The organism is Cohnella cholangitidis, assembly GCF_014107495.1.
GTDB classification, from domain to species: Bacteria; Bacillota; Bacilli; order Paenibacillales; family Paenibacillaceae; genus Cohnella; species Cohnella cholangitidis.
Window position 1 is genome coordinate 3,228,813 of record NZ_CP041969.1, and the last position, 23,263, is coordinate 3,252,075.

The 23,263-nt window shown below is 52.7% G+C and carries 21 protein-coding genes and 1 pseudogene; 8 read left to right on the top strand and 14 right to left on the bottom strand.

Translation table 11 applies throughout. The features are described from left to right. Window positions 1–56 precede the first annotated feature (56 nt). The gene (locus tag FPL14_RS15280; protein ID WP_182298246.1) at window positions 57–845 is read right to left on the bottom strand and encodes a TerC family protein; all 789 of its coding nucleotides are present in this window, start codon (window positions 843–845) and stop codon (window positions 57–59) included. A gap of 383 nt (window positions 846–1,228) precedes the next feature. Here FPL14_RS15280 and FPL14_RS15285 point away from each other — a divergent pair, with 383 nt between their 5' ends. Further along, window positions 1,229–1,447 carry a cold-inducible protein YdjO-related protein gene (locus FPL14_RS15285; RefSeq protein WP_182298249.1) on the top strand — a complete coding sequence of 73 codons (219 nt, stop codon included), beginning with the start codon at window positions 1,229–1,231 and terminating at the stop codon, window positions 1,445–1,447. A 59-nt stretch (window positions 1,448–1,506) separates the two neighbouring features. Here the strand turns inward: FPL14_RS15285 and FPL14_RS15290 are convergent, their stop codons facing one another. Together FPL14_RS15290 and FPL14_RS15295 are read right to left on the bottom strand one after the other, a co-directional pair. Beyond that, a complete protein-coding gene (locus tag FPL14_RS15290) occupies window positions 1,507–3,093 on the bottom strand; it encodes a histidine kinase N-terminal 7TM domain-containing diguanylate cyclase (RefSeq protein ID WP_182298251.1) in 1,587 nt (528 codons plus the stop codon). A 121-nt stretch (window positions 3,094–3,214) separates the two neighbouring features. Next, on the bottom strand, window positions 3,215–4,063 hold the full coding sequence (locus FPL14_RS15295) for a helix-turn-helix transcriptional regulator (RefSeq protein ID WP_182298253.1): 849 nt from the start codon (window positions 4,061–4,063) through the stop codon (window positions 3,215–3,217). A gap of 133 nt (window positions 4,064–4,196) precedes the next feature. On the opposite strand from FPL14_RS15295, the gene fabF reads away from it, so the two are divergent. The 3 genes from fabF (at window position 4,197) to FPL14_RS15310 (ending at window position 6,541) form a co-directional block, all read left to right on the top strand. After that, complete coding sequence (gene fabF, locus FPL14_RS15300) at window positions 4,197–5,435, top strand: beta-ketoacyl-ACP synthase II (protein WP_182298255.1); 1,239 nt, start codon at window positions 4,197–4,199, stop codon at window positions 5,433–5,435. 163 nt (window positions 5,436–5,598) lie between these two features. Further along, window positions 5,599–5,910: a PadR family transcriptional regulator gene (locus FPL14_RS15305; RefSeq protein ID WP_182298258.1), complete on the top strand. Its 312-nt coding sequence runs from the start codon at window positions 5,599–5,601 to the stop codon at window positions 5,908–5,910. Window positions 5,911–5,926: 16 nt separating this feature from the next. After that, window positions 5,927–6,541, top strand: coding sequence for a DUF2812 domain-containing protein (locus tag FPL14_RS15310; RefSeq protein ID WP_182298260.1), 615 nt, complete (start codon window positions 5,927–5,929; stop codon window positions 6,539–6,541). A gap of 17 nt (window positions 6,542–6,558) precedes the next feature. Here FPL14_RS15310 and FPL14_RS15315 read toward each other — a convergent pair. From FPL14_RS15315 to FPL14_RS15325, 3 genes and pseudogenes are all read right to left on the bottom strand, one after another. Further along, window positions 6,559–7,436, bottom strand: a pseudogene (locus FPL14_RS15315) (pentapeptide repeat-containing protein). A 361-nt stretch (window positions 7,437–7,797) separates the two neighbouring features. Further along, window positions 7,798–8,520, bottom strand: coding sequence for an amino acid ABC transporter ATP-binding protein (locus tag FPL14_RS15320; RefSeq protein ID WP_182298264.1), 723 nt, complete (start codon window positions 8,518–8,520; stop codon window positions 7,798–7,800). Then, window positions 8,513–10,003, bottom strand: a complete 1,491-nt coding sequence (locus FPL14_RS15325) for an ABC transporter substrate-binding protein/permease (protein ID WP_182298267.1) — start codon at window positions 10,001–10,003, stop codon at window positions 8,513–8,515. The genes FPL14_RS15320 and FPL14_RS15325 overlap by 8 nt, the downstream gene beginning before the upstream one ends. 333 nt (window positions 10,004–10,336) lie before the next feature. Here FPL14_RS15325 and FPL14_RS15330 point away from each other — a divergent pair, with 333 nt between their 5' ends. Then, window positions 10,337–10,555 carry a hypothetical protein gene (locus tag FPL14_RS15330; RefSeq protein ID WP_182298269.1) on the top strand — a complete coding sequence of 73 codons (219 nt, stop codon included), beginning with the start codon at window positions 10,337–10,339 and terminating at the stop codon, window positions 10,553–10,555. A 77-nt stretch (window positions 10,556–10,632) separates the two neighbouring features. On the opposite strand, the gene FPL14_RS15335 is transcribed toward FPL14_RS15330, so the two are convergent. The 7 genes from FPL14_RS15335 to FPL14_RS15365 all read right to left on the bottom strand — a co-directional run bounded on the left by FPL14_RS15335 (window position 10,633) and on the right by FPL14_RS15365 (window position 19,864). Further along, the gene (locus FPL14_RS15335) at window positions 10,633–11,826 is read right to left on the bottom strand and encodes a response regulator (protein ID WP_182298271.1); all 1,194 of its coding nucleotides are present in this window, start codon (window positions 11,824–11,826) and stop codon (window positions 10,633–10,635) included. A 1-nt stretch (window position 11,827) separates the two neighbouring features. After that, window positions 11,828–13,639: a sensor histidine kinase gene (locus FPL14_RS15340; protein ID WP_182298273.1), complete on the bottom strand. Its 1,812-nt coding sequence runs from the start codon at window positions 13,637–13,639 to the stop codon at window positions 11,828–11,830. Window positions 13,640–13,651: 12 nt separating this feature from the next. After that, on the bottom strand, window positions 13,652–14,533 hold the full coding sequence (locus tag FPL14_RS15345) for a carbohydrate ABC transporter permease (protein WP_182298275.1): 882 nt from the start codon (window positions 14,531–14,533) through the stop codon (window positions 13,652–13,654). A gap of 15 nt (window positions 14,534–14,548) precedes the next feature. Next, on the bottom strand, window positions 14,549–15,442 hold the full coding sequence (locus FPL14_RS15350) for a carbohydrate ABC transporter permease (RefSeq protein ID WP_182298276.1): 894 nt from the start codon (window positions 15,440–15,442) through the stop codon (window positions 14,549–14,551). 88 nt (window positions 15,443–15,530) lie between these two features. After that, on the bottom strand, window positions 15,531–16,910 hold the full coding sequence (locus FPL14_RS15355) for an extracellular solute-binding protein (protein WP_182298285.1): 1,380 nt from the start codon (window positions 16,908–16,910) through the stop codon (window positions 15,531–15,533). 183 nt (window positions 16,911–17,093) lie between these two features. Continuing rightward, the gene (locus tag FPL14_RS15360) at window positions 17,094–17,447 is read right to left on the bottom strand and encodes a hypothetical protein (protein WP_182298287.1); all 354 of its coding nucleotides are present in this window, start codon (window positions 17,445–17,447) and stop codon (window positions 17,094–17,096) included. A gap of 284 nt (window positions 17,448–17,731) precedes the next feature. Then, window positions 17,732–19,864: a DNA topoisomerase III gene (locus FPL14_RS15365; RefSeq protein WP_182298289.1), complete on the bottom strand. Its 2,133-nt coding sequence runs from the start codon at window positions 19,862–19,864 to the stop codon at window positions 17,732–17,734. Between the two features lie 75 nt (window positions 19,865–19,939). Between FPL14_RS15365 and FPL14_RS15370 the strand changes: the two genes are divergently transcribed. Continuing rightward, entirely contained in the window at window positions 19,940–20,269 is a 330-nt protein-coding gene (locus FPL14_RS15370; protein ID WP_407644619.1) for an antibiotic biosynthesis monooxygenase family protein, read from the top strand. An 80-nt stretch (window positions 20,270–20,349) separates the two neighbouring features. Here the strand turns inward: FPL14_RS15370 and FPL14_RS15375 are convergent, their stop codons facing one another. Further along, window positions 20,350–20,754: a VOC family protein gene (locus FPL14_RS15375; protein ID WP_182298291.1), complete on the bottom strand. Its 405-nt coding sequence runs from the start codon at window positions 20,752–20,754 to the stop codon at window positions 20,350–20,352. Window positions 20,755–20,973: 219 nt separating this feature from the next. Between FPL14_RS15375 and FPL14_RS15380 the strand changes: the two genes are divergently transcribed. Both FPL14_RS15380 and FPL14_RS15385 read left to right on the top strand, forming a co-directional pair. Continuing rightward, the gene (locus FPL14_RS15380; RefSeq protein WP_229263520.1) at window positions 20,974–22,158 is read left to right on the top strand and encodes an epoxide hydrolase family protein; all 1,185 of its coding nucleotides are present in this window, start codon (window positions 20,974–20,976) and stop codon (window positions 22,156–22,158) included. A gap of 129 nt (window positions 22,159–22,287) precedes the next feature. Continuing rightward, a complete protein-coding gene (locus FPL14_RS15385; RefSeq protein ID WP_182298293.1) occupies window positions 22,288–23,214 on the top strand; it encodes a helix-turn-helix transcriptional regulator in 927 nt (308 codons plus the stop codon). Window positions 23,215–23,263 lie beyond the last annotated feature (49 nt).

Genomic DNA, 23,263 nt, shown 5'->3' on the forward strand with positions numbered 1-23,263 from the left:
CCCCTTGAAAGGGCGTACTCGGCTTTTTCTTTGACGGAAGGCTTGTCCATACACGGTTACGCGACTTTGGCCTGCTCCTCTTCTTTGCTCTTGCGTCCGGACAGGAACCAGCCGCATGCGGCGATTAGCAGGAGCACCACGTAGAAGGTTAACTTCCAGCCCGTCGATTCGGCAAAATCGTGCGAGATGACGTGTATCGATGGATGCGCCAACGTATGGACCGCCAGCTTGACGCCGACCCAGCCGACGATAACGAACGCGGCGACTTCAAGCGAGGGTCTGCTATGCAGCAGCTTCACGAACATATTCGCCGCGAAGCGCATGATCACAAGGCCGATGAACCCGCCTAGGAAAATAACGGCAAAGTGACCGCCGTCCATCCCGCCGATCTTCGGCAAGTCCGTTGTCGGCAAGGCGACGGCCAATGCGACGGCCGCCAAGATGGAGTCGATCGCAAACGCGATATCCGCGACCTCGACCTTGAAAACCGTCATCCAAAATCCGCTATGTTTCCGTTGTTTCTCCGAGCTCTTGTCCGCGGATTCCTCGCCTTTCTTTACGATGATTTTACGGACGATGTGATTCAACGCAATAAACAGAAGGTATAACGCCCCGATCGCCTGCACCTGCCACACATCCACCAAAAACGAAATCACGAATAGAGAAGCGAAGCGGAACACGAACGCGCCTGCCAAACCGTAGAACAAAGCTTTTTTCCGCTCTTGCTCGGGCAAGTGTTTCACCATGATCGCCAACACGAGCGCGTTGTCGGCTGCCAGCAATCCCTCAAGAACGATTAGGACAAGCAGTACCCAGCCGTACTCCATCAATATTCCGAAATCCATTAGACACCCCTCTTTATTGATTGAGCTAATGTGCATTACCGCTTATTCTTTCCCCAAAAAACGAAGAGACCTTAGCCTCTTACGGACAAAGGTCTCGCTAACAACGCCTTATCGGCAATGCCAATAAAGCCGGAGAATTGGAGCTCTCGTCATGACGACTTTATTGTTAAGCTACTCCCCTTTGGAGTTCGAGGTTACTATGCGGTTGCTGAAGCGTTAACTGATAAACTAATACGTTAAGCGCAACCCATGGTTTCACTAACGGAAACGCGCGACGGTTTGACAAAGGCGGCCGCCGGGATGTAAACTTGCAAATCTGGGCGTTTTCGGAATCAAAGCGGTTGGTTCCGGGTACTTTAGTTCCGTTGGAGGTGGGAGAACAATTGGATACGACCAAACCCGAACTTTCGGCGGTGCCTATCTGGAGATGCGTAAACAAAGAGTGCAAGGCTTGGGTGAGGGAGGAATTGGCTGCCTCTAATTCGCCTGAATGTCCTATGTGCAAAGGGAATATGATCCGGGGAATTAAACATTTGCCGAAGCTTATCAAGAAACATAAAGCCGAACGCAAGAAAAAAGAAGCCGATCAGTGGCTTCCGTAAACAGACGATGAAATGACGAATGGCTATCTTAGGATAGCCATTTTTATTTGGGACGGACGCTAACCGGAAAATGAATTCGTCGAGACCGCGGTTGCCGGCCTATGTCCGCTGACGCGGTTGCGTCCATGGCGCTTCGATGCGTACAGCGCTTCGTCGGCTTTGCTTAGCAGTGTTTCCAACGTCTCATCTCCGCCGATCGCGGCCTGTGCGACTCCGAAGCTGGAGGTAACGGCAATCGCGCCTTTTTCCGTATGCAGGGGTTCATCTTCAAGCGCCGTGCGCAGACGCTCGGCTATCGATGCCCCATCTTGAAGCGTGCAGGACGGCAGCGCAACGACAAACTCTTCGCCCCCATAGCGGGCGAACAGCGTGTTCTCGGAGAGCAGCCTTTTGCAGATGGAGACGACATGAACGATAACTCTGTCGCCCGTCTCGTGGCCGAAGGTATCGTTCACTCGCTTGAAGTGATCGATATCGAACAAAATGATCGTAAACGGAGCGGCTTGCCTGCGGGAATTCTCAAGCGCTTGCCTGCTGCGAAGAATGAATTGGGTGCGGTTGAACACTTGGGTAAGGCCGTCATAGAAAGCTTGATGCTCAAGTTCCTGCTGAAGCTGCTTAAGCTCGGTCACGTTGATAAGCATGAGCAGGCTCCCGGCTTGTTCGCCGTTTCGATGCCGAAGGGCGGAGAACCGGGCTTGGTAGAACGTTTCTTTACCGTTAGCCATCCAGGCTAGTTCTTCCGTATGGCCGTCGTTCCGATGATTGAAAGGATAGGCTGCGCCGGTCAGTTCGGTCCATGCCTGATTCAAGGTTCTGCCGATCATCGCCTGATGAAGGGCGGGAATCATCCGTCCGGCGGCCCGATTATAGTCGATAAGCCGTTCGGCCGAGTCTAGAACGATTACGCCTTCCCCCATGCTATCGAAAATCGTTTCTTTGGCGATCGGGACGACCGTGAGCATCCTGACAGATAGGATTGCCCAGATGTACAGCCCCGAAGTGACGCACATGATGATCGGAACCGGATCGATTCCGGCAGGCGTCGCGCCGACGAGGTATAGGAACGCGGTGACCATGGGAAGCAGTTGTCCGCAAATCAAGGTGAACAGCTGCGGGCGGTACGCTCTCCGCGTTTGCTTCCATCGGCTGAGCAGCAGCAAGAGAGCGGCGAGCAGACAGCTGAACGTATAGATTCCGTGTACGATATACCATTCTCCGATTTCGATCTCCAAGTAGGGGAGCGGCATGCCTTCCTTGAGCCGGATCACTTTGTAGAAAAGATGATGATAATCGTTGGTCGCGACCATTAGCAGGCTAATGGAGGGGATGACGAATAGAGCGATGGTACCCTTACGGGAAACCTTCCTTCCGAGATAATGAAGAATAATCATTAATCCGAGCGGCGCGGAGAAAGGCATCCCGATATATTCGATCACCGTCCACAGCTTGACCTTCCATAGCGTATCGCCGGCAAGGCCGAAAGCGTAGGCGAAGCTGTAAATGGAGAGGGCTATCGTATAGAGAATAAAAGTGCGGGAGCCCGGTATGTCATTCCTCTTGGAATAGACGTAAAGACTGAGAAATACGTTAAATACGCCCGATACGCTGACAAGCGTAATGTACATCGTGAGCTGCGAATCCATGACTATCCTGCTCCATCCGTCACATGTCTATCTCGTAATGGTAACACATGCATTAAATGGATGCGCAACGTTTCTATAAGGATTACCGAAATCGACGCAATTGATGATCGGGAGATTAACGTTAAGCCCGTTCGTCATGCTGCATTAATAGCTTAAGCTTTGACCTCGTAGACGTTTCCGGAGCCGGCGTGTAGATGCTGCATCTTAAATCGGCGCCTCCGTGAACCTGCAACGAAGTGAGCTGGAACAGCATCTTTCTGGCTTTGGCATGCCTGAATTCAAGCAGCACCTCGGGAGCGGAGCTCACCTTGCTCTGCTCCCATAACCGATTGAAATCAGGGTGGGTTGCTTTCATTTCCCCTAGGAACTCTTCGTACCATTCGTCCTCGACGTACTGCCCGTAATAGGCGCGGAAGATAGCCAGGAATCCGCTGGCGAATTGCTCCCAATTCACGGCAAGCCGCTGGAACTCTTTTCTCGTGAATAACAGGCGAATCATGTTTCGCTCCTCTGGAGGAACGAGCTCGAAGTTTAGGAAGACATGGGCGGCCGCTTCGTTCCAGCCGACGATATGGCATCTGCGATCGGAAATAATCGTGGGGCAGTAGGTCAGCTCTTGAAGAATGATTCTTAGCGAAGGGTTAATCTGAGGAAGCTCTTCTCTAAGGATACTTGCGCCCGAAGTTGTCTCCAAGGCCAAGGAGAACAAGTATTTCCGCTCATCCACGGTGAGTTGCAGCGCCATGGCCACGTTATCCAAGACGGAGGAAGATACCTTGATATCCCGGCCCTGCTCCAACCAGGTGTACCAAGTATGGCTAACCCCGGCCAGCTGCGCGACTTCTTCTCTTCTCAGCCCGGGCGTCCTTCTGCGGCCGCCTTCCGGGAGTCCGACGGACTGGGGGGTAAGCTTGGCTCGCTGGGCTTTCAAAAATTGGGACAACGCTTGAAGCCTTGTTTGCGAATTCATAAGCAACCGTCCTTGCATGAGGGGATAGGGTATTACTATTTATAATAGGATAAACGACAACTTGTAATAGGATAATCGCCGTGACATGATGATTATAGGGTTTTATTCAAGGATGTTCAAGGAGGTTATGGCTATGGAAAGAGTCGTCATTACGGGAATGGGCGCGATAACGCCGCTTGGCAACGATGTGGATACCTTCTGGACAAGACTGGTGCGCGGGGAGTCAGGGGTGTCCGCCATAGAGGCTTTCGACACGGATCGTTTCAAGGTGAAAATAGCGGGAGTCGTACGGGACTTCGATGCCAAGGAGCTATTCGGAGCCAAAGATGCTCGACGCATGGACCGGTTCAGCCAGTTTGCCCTAGCGGCGACGGACCAAGCGGTCCGCGACGCGGGGATCGAACTTGAGCAAATAAACAAAGAACGGATGGGCGTCTATGTCGGCTCCGGAATCGGCGGCATACAGACGTTAATGGAACAGCATGACGTATTAAGCGGACGAGGGCCGGAGAGGGTAAGCCCGACCCTGGTACCGATGATGATATCCAATATGGCCGCGGCGATGATCAGCATTAAATTAGGAGCGCTGGGTTCCACGATGTCGCCGGTAACGGCATGCTCGATCGGCAATACGGCGATAGGAGAAGCCTTCTATCACATTCAATCCGGAAGAGCGGACATCATGATCGCGGGAGGAACGGATGCGGCGGTAACCGAAATATCGCTGGCCAGCTTCTCGAGCGCAACGGCTTTGTCGACGAGGAACGACGAGCCGGCGCGGGCTAGCCGCCCGTTCGATGCCGGCAGAGACGGCTTCGTCATGGCGGAAGGAGCGGGGATCCTCGTTCTGGAATCGTTGTCTCATGCCTTGACCCGTAAGGCGAGAATATATGCCGAGGTCATCGGCTACGGCGCTAGCTCCGATGCGTATCATATGGTAGCCACTCATCCCGAAGGCGATGGGGCATACCGCGCCATGAAATCGGCGCTTCAAGAAGCCCGAATTCTCCCGAGCGAAGTGGACGTCATTAGCGCGCACGCCACGAGCACCGAACTCGGCGACAAGTCGGAAACGGCGGCGATCAAGAGATTGTTCGGCGACGAGGCTTATCGCATTCCCGTTACGGCCAATAAGTCCATGACGGGGCATATGTTCGGAGCCGCGGGCGGCGTAGAAGCGATTGCTCTGGTGAAAAGCTTGAAGAGCGGCACCATCCCTCCGACCATTAACCAGGAGGAGAACGGTGAAGGTTGCGATCTGGACTATGTTCCGAACGTAGCCCGCACGGCCGATCTCAAGATCGGCATGTCGAACTCTTTCGGATTCGGCGGCCATAACGCGGTTATCGTGCTTAAGAGATACGACGAATAGGCAAGCATCGAATACGAAAGGTCGGTTACCTCCTCTTGGAGGTGTTCCCGGCCTTTCCTTTTTTTATCTATGGGGCTATTGCAATATTCAGTTGAACTGTATATAGTGTAACTATACAGTATCACGATATAAAGTTTGACTACATACACGAAGGGGGAACAACATGAGCAGAGATAAGAACCTGCCGCTAACGGAGACGGTTTATTATATTCTTCTTGCGGTTATGGAACCGGCGCATGGGTACTTGATTATGCAGAAGGTGGAAGAGCTGAGCGGCGGTCAGGTCAGAATGGCGGCGGGGACTCTGTATGGAGCCATTGAAAATTTGTTGAAGCAGAAGCTGCTGCAGCCCGTCGCAAGCGAGGATAGCCGGCGCAAGGTCTATGTCATTTCGGAAAAGGGAAAAGAAATCCTGCGACTCGACTATGCAAGGATGATGCACATGATCGAAGCTACGAAAGCCATTCTGAAATAAGAAACGGGGGAGCGAAATGAGGAAGTGGAAATTTTTCATTAACTTCGAGAAGGAAGAGCAGTGGCTGAATGAATTGGCCAGCCAAGGTTACCTGCTAGTCAATAAATCAATCAGGTATGAATTTCAACGCGGCAAACCGGCGAACGTGAATATCAAGATCGATTATCGCGTCTTCAAGCGATGGGACGATTTCGAGGATTATCGCGCACTATTTGAAGATAGCGGTTGGCGGCATATCGCGGGAACCCCGAAATCGGGATATCAATATTTTAAGCAAATAGACGAGAACAGCAGCGACGATATCTTTTCCGACGTCGATTCCAAGGCAGCCCGCTACAGAAGAAAAGCGGAAATGTGGATATCCCTTGCGGCTACCATTATCCCTATTTATATAGCTCTGCTTCTAACCGACGCTATTGACGCCGCTGCCATATTGAATCCGAAAGCCTTGTATTATACTCCGGGTTTATGGGACAAAGCCGGGGCGAATTTTTGGAGTGCTTTTCTCTTCGAGACGCCGTTTGTTTTATTTAGAGGCTTTCTGTGGATGTTGCCTCCCGTGATGGCCGTTCTATATTTCATTTTCGCGGCTAGGGCGAGTAGGCATTATCAGAACGCGAAAAAAGGTTAAACCTCTCCTCTCCCACATTAGCAGTCCATGTCGGACCAGTGAGGCGGGCGAGAGAGCAACGGGGCAGCTTCGTACGGGCATCGCCTTTGGCCGCGTTGAGCTGGGCTTGCGTGAGGAAGAGGACGTCGGTAAGATCGGATCCCCCGAGATCCGCGTCACGGAAATCCGCTCCGATGAGGTCGGCCCCTCGGAGGTCGGCCCCTCTAAGGTCGGCTGCGATCAGATAGGCTCCTCTTAAGTTGGCGAATCTTAGATCGGCGCCTTGGAGTTTGGCGCCGATGAGATCGGCTCCGCGGCCGATCTTCTTCGGTTGCTTCAGCGGTCCTTTGTGCCGTCGACGGGCCTCATCCCTTACGAGTTCGCTAGTCTGCAAGAGAAGCGCGTTGACGTCCGCCCGATGCGACGCCACGTCAAGTTTCAAGAGGGCATCGGGATCAAGAAGCGTCAGCCGTTTCGTCTCGGCGAACGCCGAACCGAGCGAATCATGAATCGCTCGGGCGGCCGGCAACGCTTGCGCTTCGGTTAAGTACCAGAGCAGCTCTTGAAGTTGCCGCATGATCGGCAACGCCTCGAACATCGCTTTCGCCGTCTCCGGGGCTTGCCGCCAGTCGCGCCCGCCGAACGTATATTGGGATAGCAGCTGACCTGCGCCGAAGCAGTCGTAGACCGTGCAGCCTCGAAGGCCATTTTGTCTAAGGTTATTGTGAATGCCGCAACGGAAGTCCGATTGCAAGTTATGGCAGGGTTGTCCGGCATCTTTGTTCATAGCGAAATCTACCGAAGCCGCGAAGGGCAGCGCAACGCAGCATAAGCCGAAGCAGTTCTCGCAGTCGGCTTGCAAGTTAAGGCGGCTTCTATCTTGAGCAGCTCCTGAATCTTCGTGATAGGGGTTCATCTTAATGCGATCTCCTTCGTCTTCCTCGTAAATCCTGATTGTCATAGTTTAACATACCGCGATGGTTTGCGTCGGCTGTTTACACGTGAAAGAGTCTCGCAGATTTAACACTAGCCAGTCGCGCTAATCCTCGGAAAAGCGAGTTTTCGCAGAAAATAGACCGAGTCAGTCGTGTTAATTCTCGGAAAAGCGAGTTTCCGCGGAAATAGCCCGAGCCAGTCGTGCTAAATCCTGAAAATGCGAGCAACCGCAGAAAATAACCCGAGCCAGTCGTGCTAATTCCAGCATGGGCACATAAGAAAGGCTGTCCAACTAGGTCAAGGGAAGATGACTTAGGGGACAGCCTTTGCTTAGCTTTGACCTATAACACCTGCTCCAGAAAACGAGCGGCCCGCTCGCTCTCCGGCTGGCTGAAGAATCGCTCCGGAGTCGCGCGTTCGACGAGTTTCCCGTTGTCGAGGAAATAGATCGTATCCGCGGCTTCCCGCGCGAACTTCATCTCATGGGTGACGATGAGCATCGTCATTCCGCTGTCGGCAAGACCGCGAATAACGTTCAGCACCTCTTTGACCATCTCGGGATCGAGCGCCGAGGTCGGTTCGTCGAAGAGCATAATATCGGGCTCCATCGCCAGGCTGCGGGCGATGGCGACGCGCTGTTTCTGACCGCCGGACAGCCGTGAGGGGAAGCTGTCGGCCTTGTCCGATAGACCGACCCGGGCAAGGAGCTCGTGCGCTTTGGATCGGGCGGCTTCTACGGACAGTCCCTTGACCTCGACGGGCGCGAACGTAATGTTGTCGAGCACGGTCATATGAGGAAACAAGTGAAAGTGCTGGAACACCATGCCGATTCGTTGACGGATGCGGGCAACGTCGGCTTTCGGATTCGTCAGCTCGACTCCGTCAATGGCAATCGTGCCTGAAGTCGGGATTTCGAGCAGGTTCAGGCATCGCAGGAAGGTGGACTTGCCGGAACCGGAAGGTCCGATCAAGGCGACGACCTCTCCTTTGTTCACTTGGGTCGAGATGCCTTTCAGCACCTGTACTTTACCAAAGTCTTTCGTTAGGTTCGATACGTTAATCACTTCGGCGCAGCCTCCTTTCCAGCATGCGGGCAAGAGATGTTAGGACGAGCACGAGCACGTAATAGATCGCGGCCACGAGCAGCAGTGCTTCGAAGGCGCGGAAGGTACTCGCTCTTACGACGTCGGCGCGGCGCATCAGTTCGGTTACCCCGATGACGGAGACGAGAGAGGATTCCTTAAGCAGGGCGACGAACTCGTTCACCAGCGCGGGCAGAATATGGCGAAGGGCCTGCGGGAATATGATGCGCACCATCATTTTCCGATAAGGAACCCCGAGCGCGATCGCGGCTTCGCGTTGTCCTTTGTCGACGGCCATGATCCCGCCGCGAATCGTCTCGGACAAGTAGGCGGCGGAATTCAGCCCGAACGCAAGTCCGGCTGCCAGCAACGCGGGAATATCGAAGTTGAATAGCTGCGGAGTCGCATAATAGATAATCGTCAGCTGCACGAGCAAGGGCGTACCGCGGAATACCGAGGTATAGGCGGTCGCGAACCACTGCAACGGCCGGATGCCCGAGATTTTGAAGAGAGAGAGGATCGTTCCCCAGATTAACCCGAGCAGAGCCGATACGAGAGTGAACAGCAACGTGACGTAAATTCCTTTGAGAATATAAGGCACGTACCCGTTTAACACTCGAAAATCGATATTCAGGAAACCCGCGCCTTTGGCTGTCGCGTCTTCCTTGTCTTCGAACCATTTATCGATGATTTTCTGCAGCTCGCCATTGTCTTTCATCTGGGCGAGCACGCGATTGAAATCGTCGACTAGCTCGGTCTGCTTAGGAAAAGCGATGGCATAACCGTTGTCTTCCTCCGAAGCGGGCACGAAGTTCATCGTGAGGTCCGGATTGGCGCGGACCATCTCGATCGCGACCGCATCTTCGACGATGGCGGCGTCGATTCTTCCGGAGTTCAATTCTTGAATCAGGTCGGCGATTTTGTTGAGCTGTTTCAGCTTGGCTCCCTCGATGGTTGCTGCGTACTGATCTTGGGTCGAACCGAGCTGGGTCCCGACAAGCTTGCCAGAGAGCTGCTCTACGGTCTCGTAAGCTTGCGTCTTCCGAGAGACGATCGTATTGCGCGCAGTATAGTAGCCGTCGGAGAATTCGACGCTTTTCTTGCGCTCTTCGGTAACCGACATCCCGGACATGACGAAATCGACTCGCCCCGTCTGAAGGGCGGCGATCAAGCCGCTAAAGTCCATGCCGGCTATCTCCAGCTCGTAGCCGAGCTCGTTTGCGATGGTTTTGGCGATGTCGATATCCATTCCGACGATTTCCCCGTTGCTTTTCGCATCGACGCTTTCATAGGGAGGATAATCGGGCGAAGTCCCCATCACGAGCTTCTTGGTTGCCGTCGCCGGATCGCCCGCCGCATGTGCGATAGCGGTCTGGGCCAGAGGAGCCGACGATCCGAACGACAGCGACAGGAGCAAGAAGACGATGAGCGGGACGTACAGGAGTCGTAGCTTAGTCGTGTTCATAATTCCCTCTTTCTAATGCGCGTTTTATCATTTTTATTCATCTCAAAGTATAAGCCGTCCGGCGACATTAGCCATGCGCCAAATATTTCCTCCTTATTCTGTCCTGCCGTATCGAGAGTGCATGAGGACTCGGGCCGCGTTTGTTTATCCTCATTTTCCGTTGGTCATAATGGGAGTGACCCGTAAGCGCGATTGTTGGAACTCCTCCCGTTTCGATTTATAATGATATTCTTATTCCTGTCTACTTTTGGTTCGATATTGGCTTTTACTTAGTGATCGAATGAACGGGACGCACAAACAGGTACACCCATAGAGGAGAAAGGAAGAACGATAATGACGGTTTCGGAGAACGAGATGTTAAAAAATATTTTGAAAAACGTAGTATCCATGGAGCTAAGAGTGAAGAAGGCGGAGGTAAAAGATACGATAGATCTGATGGACGGCTTCGGCTTGAAATATAAGAATTCGTGGGCTTCCATGGAGCTGGCGGACCATACGGTAATCGATTTCTGGAGGAAAGACCTGATCAAATCTTCGACTGCCGAAGAGTAGAGGAAGATAGGGTTTTCGCAATTCAAAAGGATGCCGTCGCGAATTGATTTCGTAACGGCATCCTTTTTCTCATGGCTTTATTTCGATGGCTCGGCGGACTCGTTCGGCTCGCTCGCGTTCTGGCGGTATTCGGAAGGCGTGAGTCCGGTTTTTTTGCGGAAAATCTGGGAAAAGTGACGAACGTCGGGGTAACCGACGCGCTCCGAAATATCGGCGATTTTGAGTTCCGAGGCTTTAAGCAGCTCCATGGACCGTTCCAGCCGCAGATGGGTGACGTAATCCTTGAACCCCGTGCCGGTCTTCTGCTTGAACAGTTGGCTGAAGTAAACCGGGTTGAGGTAAACGATCGAAGCTACCTTCTCCAAGGTCAATTCCTCTTGGTAATGGGTCTTGATGTATTGAAGCGCGACGGCAATCGATTGATCGCCGCTGCTCGCGTAGTGGTCATACACTTGAGTAGCGGCTGCGACGCGCATGCTCTGTACCTTAGAGGGCACAACGGAGTAGTCCGTGATTCTATCCGTATGAAGAACCTGGAACGGCACTTTGACATATCGCTTCAAGTGGCTACGCAATTGTTCCACCAGGGCATTCAGCTTGTTCTCGTCGTTAAGCGTCACGAGCCCGATCAGGCTCTTGCCGTCAATGCTGGCCACGAATCCTTTGCCCATCGATTCGATCAACTCGGAAAGCACGTTCTCCACGATAAAATGCTCCAGCCTCACGTCGCGGTCGCTTTCCATTCGGACCATGACGAGATGGAAATGCGGGTGGTTTTCGGTGAACGGCCTCAGATCGATTCCCCTCAAATCCAACCCGGATGCCCAACGGGAGAATACGGCTTCCCTTAGGAAGCGGAGATTGGATCTCATGAGATGCGCTTCTTTGGACCATTCGTTCTCCTTGGCGATTTCTCCTCCGAGCTTGCGGATCATGGCGATCAGAATGTCTTTGCCGATCGGTTTCAACAGATAGTCTTTCGCCCCAAGCCGAACGGCCTCTTGGGCATACTTGAACTCGGAATAAGCGGAGATCACGACCCATTTGACGTGGGCATGGTTTTTGCGGTAAATCTCCATGAGTTCAAGCCCCGTCATTCCGGGCATGAGCACGTCGGTAAGAACGAGGTTGATCGGTTTTTTGCGGAGCAACTGAACGGCGTCCTGCGGATTAGCGGCCAGGTAAACCCGATGCTCCGGGAAGTTTCTGCCGATCGTTCGTTCAATGCCGCTGCGAATGATCTCTTCGTCGTCGACGACGAGAATGTTCACGCTAATTCCTCCTCTCGGGTGGAATAGGAATCGTCACGATGACAGTCGTTCCGAGGTTGGGATTGCTTTCGACCCGTATCCCGTAGCTATCCCCGAACATCAAGCGAATGCGACGGTGAACGTTCTCCAGGCCGATTCCCGCTCTATCCGAAGACATGTCGGCAAGGGTTTCTTGTCCTAGATCGGACAACGGCGAGTCGCTAAGCGATCGGGAGAGCGCGTCAAGCGTATCCTCGTCGATCCCGACCCCGTTATCTTCCACGATGATCGTTAGATTATCGTCCTGCGCCTTGGAACGAATACGCAGCGTGCCCGGTCGATTAAGCGGTTCTAATCCGTATTTGACGGCGTTCTCGATAATAGGCTGCAAAATCATCTTAGGAACCTCGATGTCCAGCCAACGCTCCTCCACTTCGATGAGCGTTTGGGCGCGTCCTCCTAACCGGACTTCGATGATGGACAAGTAGTGCCGCAGTTGTTCGAGCTCCCGGCGAAGCGGCACGCGGGAAGCTTCTTTCCAGTCGCTGCTGTACCTGAAGAGCTGGGATAACGCGAGAATGACTTTGCCTAACCGGTCGTTCTCCCGTTCGTCCAGCATCCAATAAATCATGTCCAACGTATTGAACAGGAAGTGAGGATTGACCTGGGATTGCAGCGCTTTAAGCTGGGCGTTCTTCTCGCTTATTGAGGCAAGCTTAATGCGTTCGATGAGCTCGTCCATCTGATGGACCATGCGATTAAAGGAGCCGACCAGGACGTTAAGCTCTTGGTAAGACTGCACGTGAACTTGACCCTTGAAATTACCGAGTTCGACTTGCTTCATCTGCTGGATAAGCCGTTTGAACGGGGAAGAGAAGGAACGCGAGATAAAAGTCGCCAGCGCGATCGCCGCCGCCACCAGAACGATGATGACGGTCATAATGAACCGTTGCGTCTCTTTAAGCTCGAGCTTCAAATCCTGTTTAGGCGTAATGCCGATAACCGTCCAATCCGCGGTGCTTATCCGGGCGGCCGTAATCAGGGCATCCTCCCGTTCGCGAAGGATGACTTCATCGTCTTTTAATGCGCCGGGCCATTCGGGAGGAACCGTGTCCGTAACATCCTGGGTCGGATTCGTGCGGATGATATCGTTGCCGTCCTGCCCCCGGATGATCACGCTGCTCCCCGGCCCCAAGCTGGCGTTGGAGAGCGCGGTTACGATGGAATCCGCATCCGTCTCGATCAAGACGATGCCGATCCGCTTCAATGCGGTAAATTCGAACAACTGTCGTCCGAATGCGAATACGGGACGGTTAATATTATCGCTCATGAGCGAATCGGGGTAGACGCCTAGCCATTTCATTTCCCCTGTAGACCGCTTTAGCTCCGTGAACCACTGCTCCTGCGGGTACGCGCGGACGGCGGCTCCCACGGAGCGGTCGAAGCTGTATACCTTGCCGCGGTAGGTAACGATATGGATGCCTACGATATCGTTACGGGAATAGAAGATCGCTCCTAATATGTCCGTAATTCTTCGTTCGAGATTCACGCCCTCGACCGTACGGTCGGAGGAAGGGTCCTGCAACAGCTTCATAAGCTCGCCGTTGCTGTTCAAGGATTTCGTTACGGAATCGTAACCTTTAAGCATTAATTCGAACAAGCCGACGGTCTGGGAAATGTTCTTCTCCGCGATAACGCCGACTTTACCGCGGATCTGCTCCGTTGCCCGCTGGTAATAAACCCAGCTTAAGATGAGCAACAAGCCGAGCATGCAGAATAGGAAGATCAGAAAGAGACGGCTGCGAATCGTGCGACTCGTACGGAAGCGGAACATGTCGATGGCAGGTTATCCTTTCACGGCGCCGGCTACCATTCCCTTCGTTATTTTCTCGCTTAGCAAGAAATAAATCAGGATAACCGGCAGAGCTCCGAGCACGAGGAATGCCCCGATCGCTCCATAGTTGACCGAGTATTGGCTGACGAAGCTGTTGACTCCGAACGGAAGCGTCTTGAGCTTCTCGGAGGAAATGAAAGTAGCGGCTAGGATGTACTCGTTCCAGATATTGATGAAGGCCAGAATGCAAACCGTCACGATAGGCGGAACCGAGATCGGAAGAATGATGGACCGGAATATCCGGAATACGCTGGCGCCGTCCATGATTCCGGATTCCTCGATCTCTTGCGGGACCGTCCTCATGAAGCCGCTTAGAATAAAGACGGCGATCGGAGTCTGGAAGGCGATATAAGGCAAAATCAGCGACAAGCGCGTGTTCAAGATATCGATGTTCTTAAAGATAATCATAAGCGGCAGCAACGTTCCTTGCATCGGAATCATCATCCCGAGCAAAAATAAGAGAAGCACGAGCTGGCCGTATTTCCAGCGGAACCGCGTAATCGCGAAAGCTGTTAACGCTGCCAGTATTATAACGCAAATCATCGTGACTCCGGTAACGAAAACGCTATTGGTCAAGTACCGCCAATAATTGCCGCTCTCGACGGCGGCGGAGTAGTTGCTCCATTGCCATACGGCCGGCAAGGAGAAGAAGCTGCCCGACAGGATTTCTTCGTTCGTTTTGAGCGAATAAATGAACAGCCATACTAGAGGGTAGAGCTGCGTGACGAGCAGAATGCCGAAAATAACGAAAACGACGGCTTTCTTGACGGAGAAGCGGTTGCGCCTGGCAGGGGCAGCGGGTTGGATGTCCTTAATGTGTACGGATTGGCTCATCGGAGCGCCTCCTTTTTACGAGAATCGTTTGTCTAGCCGGTTGAAAAGGACGTTGATGATCAGAGTGGCCGCTAGGCAGACGACGACCAAGAAGGATGCGATTGCGCTGCCGTATCCGTATTTCATCGATAGGAACGACATATTGTACATGTGGCTGGAAATCACATCGGTTGCGTGCGCGGGACCGCCGCCCGTCATGACCATGATCAGATCGAAGGACTGAAGGGATCCGATGAAGGAGAGCACGACGGATATTTTGAAAATCGGAACGATCAAGGGCAACGTGATATATCGATCGGCCTTGAAGCCTTCGGCACCGTCGATCTTGGCGGCTTCGTAGATATCGGCCGGAATGTTCTGAATACCGGTAAATTGAATGAGAATATGGTAACCGAGGTATTGCCACAACCCGACCAGGATGATGGCATAGATCGCGACCTTAGGTTCCGTTAACCAAGCATGCGTCCATGAATCCAGTCCAAGCTTGATCAAGACTTGGTTGATCATGCCGCCCATGGAAGCCGGATTGTAGATCGTCTTCCATAATTGGCCGATTACGGCCACGGACAGGATAACGGGAAGAAAATAGCTCGATACGAGGAAGCTGGTTCTGCGAACGTAGCGGCTGATCAGAATAGCCACGAACAAAGCAAGCGGTAACTGAATGAGCATGGAGAATCCGGCTAACAAGAAAGTGCGGCCTACCGCGGGCCAGAATACGGAATCGTTCGTGAACATCTTATGGAAATTGGCGAGTCCTACGAATTTGGAAGTGCCGATGCCGTTCCATTCCAACATCCCGCTATAAACGGAGACGATGATCGGAACGAACACGAGGCAGACGTACAGGAGCAAGCACGGCAGCACGAACGCCGCGATCGTCCAGCTGGATACTTTTAATACCTTCAAGGCTTTCGCCTCCTTCGAGCATTCTCGTTATGATGACGAAAGGGGGCCGCTGGGCGCCCCCTCCGTACCGGAATATCCACGGATGTTATTATTTGTTGTCTTCGAACCCTGCTTGGTGTTCTTTAGCTACATCCGCGGCTGCTTTCTTCGCAACGAACAGGTTCTGGATGCTGGAGAGATGCACCTGAGCCGTTCCCGGGTTCATCGTGTTATCGAATGCCAGGTCTCCGCCTTTAACGTCTTTGAACATGTTCGTCACTTCCATCGCCATATCGGAGTATCCGGCGGCTTTGAAGTCGCCTTCTACTGTTTGGGCAAGACCGATAGCGCCTTTTTGCGTAAACATTTCTTTCGGGTAGTTCAACATGAAGAAGTTCAAGAAGTCGAGCGTTTCTTCCAGGTGTTTGCTGTCTTTGGATACCGCGAACGCGCTGCCTGGAGCAAGCATGAACTGATTAGGATCGCCTTTGCCGCCGACGGTCGGGAATTTGAATACCCCAACGTTGCCGTCTTTGCTGACATCCGATGTTTCGATAGCGCCGGTAGCCCAGCTGCCCATGAAGTACATAGCCGATTTGCCTGTTTTGAACAAGTTTTCGCCCGCGTTGTAATCGAACGATGTTGCGCCTTCTTGGAACGCGCCTGCTTGCACCAAAGCTTGGAATGCATCCGCTGCTTCGGTGAATGCCGGATCTTCGAACGTTTTCTTGCCATCGAGCACTTCTTTCAGGAAGCCAGGGCCGTTGTTCGTACGAAGCAGAATGTTCATGAACAGGAAGGATCCGGTCCAAGAATCTTTCTCCCCGATGGCGATAGGCGTAATGCCTTTGGCTTTAAGCGTTTTGACGGCTTCGACCATTTCCTCGAATGTGGTCGGCACTTGGACGCCGGCTTGATTGAATAACGATTTGTTGTAGTACACGAGCGCGATGTTGTTTCCGTCCGGCAGAGCGTAGAGATTGTTGTTAAACGTGTAGTAATCTAGGATACCTTCTTGGAAGGTGCCTTTCAGGCCGTTCTTCTCAATCATTTCGTTAAGAGGCACGAACAGGTCGGCATCTACGAACGGTTGCATTTGGGCAGCCGGGTTAACGACCGTGATGTCCGGCATTTCCTTGGAAGCGGCTTGCGTTTTGAGCTTCAGCTTTTGTTGGTCGGTGTTGAGGGAGTCGAGCTCGATTTTGACGTTCGGGTGTTCGCTTTCGTATTGCTCTACGAGTTTGCGTACCATTTTGTATTTCGGTTCGGTAGGGTCTGGGTAGATGTTCTGGAACGTGATCGTAACTTTCTCTTTGCTTCCTCCGTTATCGGCGGAAGCCGCCGGGCTGGAAGCTGCAGGGCTTGAAGCCGTTGGGCTTGCGTTGCTGCCGCTGTCGCCGTTGTTCTTGGTGCTTCCGCATGCGGCCAAGCTTACCGCGAGCACGCCGGTCATGACCGTTCCAAGCACTTTTTTGCTTGTACTATTCATCTGTATATCCCCCTTGAGGTTGGAATGTCCTCATTATCCGCCCAAACGGGAATACGAACAATGAAGTTACTTAGGAGAACATGTTTGTTTTTTTAAGGTGGTCGTCAACGGGGCTAGATGTATTATTGTAATTTCCTAGTGAAGGGGGATTATGCGTATAAAAGAGGCTGTCCCCTATAGTCATTAAGGAGACAGCCTCTTGCTCATTGCGGCGAAATGATCGATCGGATGTAGAATAACGGCACGGCGTGCCGCTATTCCGGTGAAATGATCGATCGGATGTGATATAACGGCACGGCGTGCCGCTATTCCGGTGAAATGATCGATCGGATGTAGAATAACGGCACGGCGTGCCGCTATTCCGGTGAAATGATCGATCGGATGTAGAATAACGGCACGGCGTGCCGCTATTCCGGTGAAATGATCGATCGGATGTGATATAACGGCACGGCGTGCCGCTATTGGGTGAAATGATCGATATGTGATATAAGGCGGCGTCCGTATGGTGAAATGATGTCGGATGTGATATAACGGCACGGCGTGCCGCTATTCGGTGAAATGATCGATCGGATGTAGAATAACGGCACGGCGTGCCGCTATTCAGGTGAAATGATCGATCGAATGTAGAATAACGGCACGGCGTGCCGCTATTCCGGTGAAATGATCGATCGGATGTGATATAACGGCACGGCGTGCCGCTATTCCGGTGAAATGATCGATCGGATGTGATATAACGGCACGGCGTGCCGCTATTCCGAAATCGCACATTTACCGGGATAGTCCGCTCCAATTGGACCGATTCGGAGAATGAAATCGTACCCTTAGCTGTTCTTCTTCTCCATGGCCGCTTTAAGCAATTCTCCAAGATTGGAGCCGAGCGATTCCTCGTTATTCTTCTTGGTATATTGGCTGACCAATCTTTGTTGCTCGCGTTTGTTCAGATGTTTGCTATCTTTGTTAACCATCTCCGTAATCCCGCATGGCAAGCACTGCACGTACTTGCCGGCTTTGCCGTCTTTCATTTCCATCTTCTTGTGGCATTGCGGGCAGCGGCGATTGGAGAGCTGCTTCTCGTCGGAACGGCGATAACCGCAATCGTCGCTCGGACAGACAAGCACGGTTCCGCGTTTCGACTTTTTCTCCAGCAGGCGGGTTCCGCAATCCGGGCAATGGCTGTTCGAGACGTTGTGAGGCACGTAAGAAGCGTCGCTGTTCTTTACGCCGGATACCAGATTTTTCGCCATATCCCGGATACCGTTCAGGAATGGCTCCGGTTTCCCTTGGCCCCGGGCGATTCGTTCCAATTCCGCTTCCCAGCGCGCGGTGAGCTCGGGCGTGCGCAAATCCAAGGGAGCGAGCCCGATCAGCTGTTTGCCTTTACCCGTCGGGTGAAGCAGGTTACCTTGGCGCTCGATCGTATCGGAGCTGACCAGCTTCTCTATGATATCGGCGCGCGTCGCCGGCGTACCAAGCCCGTGCTTCTCCATCTGCGTCAACAGGGCGGCTTCCGTATACCGTTTCGGCGGTTGCGTTCGGCCGTTCTGAATCCGGCATTGTTTCACGGATAGGGACTCGCCTTCGTGAAGCTCCGGCAGCACCGCCGCGCTTTCTTCCGGGTCGTCTTCCGACTCTTCGTCGTCCAATGCTTGGTCGTTATAGACGACACGCCAACCGTTTTCCTTGATCGTCGTGCCTTTGGCGGATAACGTCTCTCCCATGATCTCTACGGCTACCGTCACTTGATCGTAACGTGCGGGACCATAGAACAAGCTGATAAAACGCTTAACGATCAAATCGTATAACCTGCGTTCTTCGGTACTCAGCAAGTTCAGATGTACGGCTTGCTCCGTCGGGATGATCGCGTGATGGTCGGTCACTTTGCTATCGTCCACGATCCGCTTGCTAAGCGGCAAAGCTCCCCGCAGCAGAGGTCTAGCGAGCGGCGCGTAGGGACCGATCGCAATGCTGGATAGCCGCTCCTTCAGCGTATCCGTCATATCCGATGTCAAATATCGGGAATCCGTTCGCGGATAAGTGACGAGCTTGTGCTGTTCATAGAGCCGTTGCAGCACATTAGAGGTTTGTTTGGCCGAGAAGCCGAGCAGGCGGTTGGCATCTCTTTGCAATTCGGTCAGATCGTAAGCAAGCGGATGAGGTACGGTTTTCTCGCTTTTCTTGAGCTTGGAAATCCGCCCGGCGCGTCCGGTCAGCTTCTCCTGCAACTCCTTTGCCTTCGCCGCATCGAATATCCGGGAATCCCCGTTAGCTCCTCTCCACAGCGCTTCGAACTTGCCTACGTTGACGCGAAGGAGACTATACTCCTCCGAGCGGAAGGAAATAATTTCGTTCTCCCTCTGCATAATCATGCCTAGCGTCGGTGTCTGTACCCGACCTGCAGATAGCGGGGCGCCGAATTTGCAAGTGAGGGCCCGCGTCACGTTAAGTCCGATCATCCAGTCCGCTTCGGCGCGGCAGCGGGCGGATTGAAACAGCCGGTCGAATTGGCTGCCCGGCTTGAGCGAAGCGAATCCCTCTTTGATCGCCTTGTCGGTCTGCGACGAAATCCAGAGCCGTTGAAACGGCTTCTTCCATTTCACTTTATCGATAATCCATCTTGCGAGCAGCTCTCCTTCGCGGGCCGCGTCGGTCGCCACGATCAATTCCCCGATATCCTGACGCTGCATGAGGGATTGGACGGCTTTGAACTGATGGCTGCTTTCCCGCAATACCTTGAGTTTCATCTGACCGGGCAGAATCGGCAGATCCTCCAGCGCCCAAGTCCCGAGCTTCCCGTCGTAATCCTCGGGTTCCGCCAGTCCGACCAGATGGCCGAGCGCCCAAGTCACGACATACTTAGGTCCTTCTATCCAACTTTTATTTTTATTATGGCACCCCATGACGCGAGCGATTTCCCGCGCTACCGACGGTTTCTCCGCCAACACTAATGTTTTCATAAGATTAATTGTTCACTCCTGATTATATTACCGGATGATTATAGTATATCATCTAGATGAAGGGGGCTGAATCATTTGAGCGAAAGCAATCGGGGTAAGAATAAGGAGTATTACGCTGTTATTTTTACAAGCCAGCGCACGGACGGAGAGAACGGTTATGGCGAAACGGCCGACGAGATGGTTCGACTGGCCGCCGAGCAACCCGGCTTCATTGACGTTGAAAGCGTCAGGAACTCTTCCGGATTCGGCATTACGATTTCTTATTGGGAGAGTTTGGAGGCGATTGGCAATTGGAAGCAGGTTGAAGCGCATAAAGCCGCCCAAGAGCAGGGAAAACAAGCGTGGTATGAGGATTATCACGTAAAAATCTGCAAAGTCGAACGGGAATATTCGATGCGCAAATGAACTGCGTGTTGTTCTATATAAATATAGCTTCAAAAGCCCCCCGGATGAGTATTTTCGGGGGGCTTTTGTTCATCTTCATTTTAAGCAGTCGGTCCCGCGGCGGTGATCATCCACATTACGCCGTATTTGTCTTGGATGTGTCCGAACAAGGCGCCCCAGAATGCCGGTTCCAACGGGTGCTTCACATAGCCGCCTTCAGCTAGCTTACCGAAGGCTTCACGGGCTTCGGATTCCGTTGCGAACTCGAGACACAGATTGATGGCATTCCCGCGAATAATCGGCTCGAATACGGAATCCGACATTAAGAAGTTAATACCTCCGGCAATCATGCTTAAGTTAACGACTTTGTCCTTGAGCTCTTCCTTTGCTTCGGGAAGCTGCCCGTGCGTCATAACGGACAGGACCTCTCCTCCAAGCGCATGAACGTAGAACTCGGCTTGAGCTCTCGCGTCCTCCGACATCAAATAAGTTGTGTGTTTTGCCATCTTATAACATCCTTTCATCCCTTGGTTTGGACTGTTCGAACTCAGCCTCTATCAAGACAACGAATGAAAGATGGCAAAATCGACAGATTCTACACCCTCCGGAAAAAATAATTCGCAGCGGCGAATAACCCTGACATAAGGATGTCAGGGTCGAAGGTTTAAACTAATAAATGTAAGCAAGAGAACAACGACAAGCCCAAATTCAAGGAGGTTATTCTCATGACAGTAAACAACCCAATGACAAATCAAGCAAGCCAAGAAAGCAGCGCCAGCGCCGAAATTCGCGCCTTCCGTATCCAAATTGCCCAAGCTGACTTGGACGATCTGAAGCAACGCCTCTCTCAAACGCGTTGGCTGAATGGCAGTCAAGGCTCGGAATGGAAGTACGGCGTATCCAAGGGCTATCTGCAGGATGTCGTCAGCTATTGGCAGGACGGTTACGACTGGCGGAAATTCGAAGCGCGCCTGAATGAATGCCCGCAATATATTACGACCATTGACGGAGCGGACATTCACTTCATGCATATCCCTTCTCCCGAGCCGGATGCCATTCCGCTGATCCTAACGCATGGATTCCCTAGCTCGATCGTCGAGTTCCTCGATCTGATCGGTCCGTTAACCAATCCGCGCGCCCACGGCGGAGACCCGGCAGATGCGTTCCATCTCGTCATTCCGTCCGTACCCGGCTTCGGATTCTCGGGCTCAAGCCTAGATGCAGGCTGGAATATCTCCCGTATTGCGCAAGCTTGGGATGAACTGATGAATCGTCTTGGATATGACAAGTACTGCTCGCACGGCAGCGATCTCGGAGCGCTCGTCTCCAGGGAACTCGGCATGATGAAGCCGAATGGACTGCTCGCGCTTCACGTGCTCCAACTCTTCTCCTTCCCATCCGGGGACCCTGCAGAGATGGCATATTTAACGGAGGAGGATGGAAAAAGGCTGCAGTTCCTCGCTAACTTCCATGAGCGAGCCGGTTTCAACGCCATTCAATCGACTCGTCCGCAGACGCTCTCTTACGGTCTCGCTGACTCGCCGGTCGGTCAACTAGCTTGGATCGCAGAGCTGTTTAATGGATTCGGCGATCATATCGACTTCATTAGTCGCGATGCATTGCTTACGAATACCATGATTTACTGGTTAACCAATACGGCTGAGTCGGCAACGCGCCTTTATTACGAGAACGCTCATATTCCAAGCCCTTATGCTCAGGAAGTAAACGCCTCGCCGACCGGTATTGCCGTATTCGGCAACGATTTTAAGTCTATCGCGCTCTTCGCAAGACGGGATAATTCGAACATCGTTCAATGGTCGGAATTCGAACGCGGCACTCATTTTGCAGCCTATGATGAGCCCCGGCTGCTAGCATCCGACCTCCAGAGCTTTTTCCGCCGCTTCCGCTAATGGAATGGGCCGCTTCGGCGGCCCTCTATTCATGAAAAGAGGCATTCGCGTTCCGGCGTAGAATCTTGGTAAGTATTGAACCTGGCGAATCCTTATTCGCATGACCGTTACGCCGAGGAGGATTCTGATTTGAAACTGGACCGTTTACTGGCGATTACGATGACCCTGCTCAATCAACCTCGAGTGAGTGCTACCGCCTTGGCCGAGCGTTTCGAAGTTTCTCTGCGAACGATATACCGGGACATGGAAGCCATCAATCAATCGGGCATCCCGATTGTGTCCTACCCCGGTGCGGACGGGGGTTATGAAATTATGTCAAGCTACCGGATCGACAAGCAAGTGTTGACGCTCGATGATTTCTCGTCCATCTATACGGCTCTTCGCGGCATCCGAACCGCGACGGACAGCTCTGACGATCACGAATTGCTAGACAAAATCGGGGCGATGATTCCCGGCATCGCAGAGGCTGCCTCGAGCGAAATTTCGCGGATCGATCTAGACTTTAAGCCGACGCCTAATGACAAGATGAAGTTTGCTCCTCTACATGATGCAATCAAAGATCTGCACGTGGTCCGGTTCGCCTATTTGGACAACAAAGGTCAAGAATCGGAACGTACGGTAGAACCGATGGGCCTCTATCTTAAAGGTTATGTCTGGTATTTCTACGGTTACTGCCTGCTGCGATCCGAGATGCGCAACTTCCGGTTATCCCGTATCCTTAGCCTGCTGGTGCTGCCGGAAACATTCGTTCGTCGGAATTACACCCTTCAAGACGTGGAAAAGCAGTTCATGAACAATGCCGACTTCTCCAAGGTGAAGGTGCAGCTGCATTTTGACCCATCGGCCAGGACGCGAGTGTTGGATGAATTCGGTTTCGATCGGATTCATGACAACGAGGATGGTACATTGTCGGTCAATGCCCATTATTCCTCTACGGATCGTGCCATCCGGACGGTTCTTAGCTACGGCAGTCTGGTTACGGTAACCGAGCCGCAGGATTTCATTGAAGAGTTGAAAAAACAAATTCAAGGCATGGCGGAGAAATACGGAGTTTAGGTGCAAGCGGCTTAAAACGACGAGTCGGCGAGATGGCAGGTCAAGTATT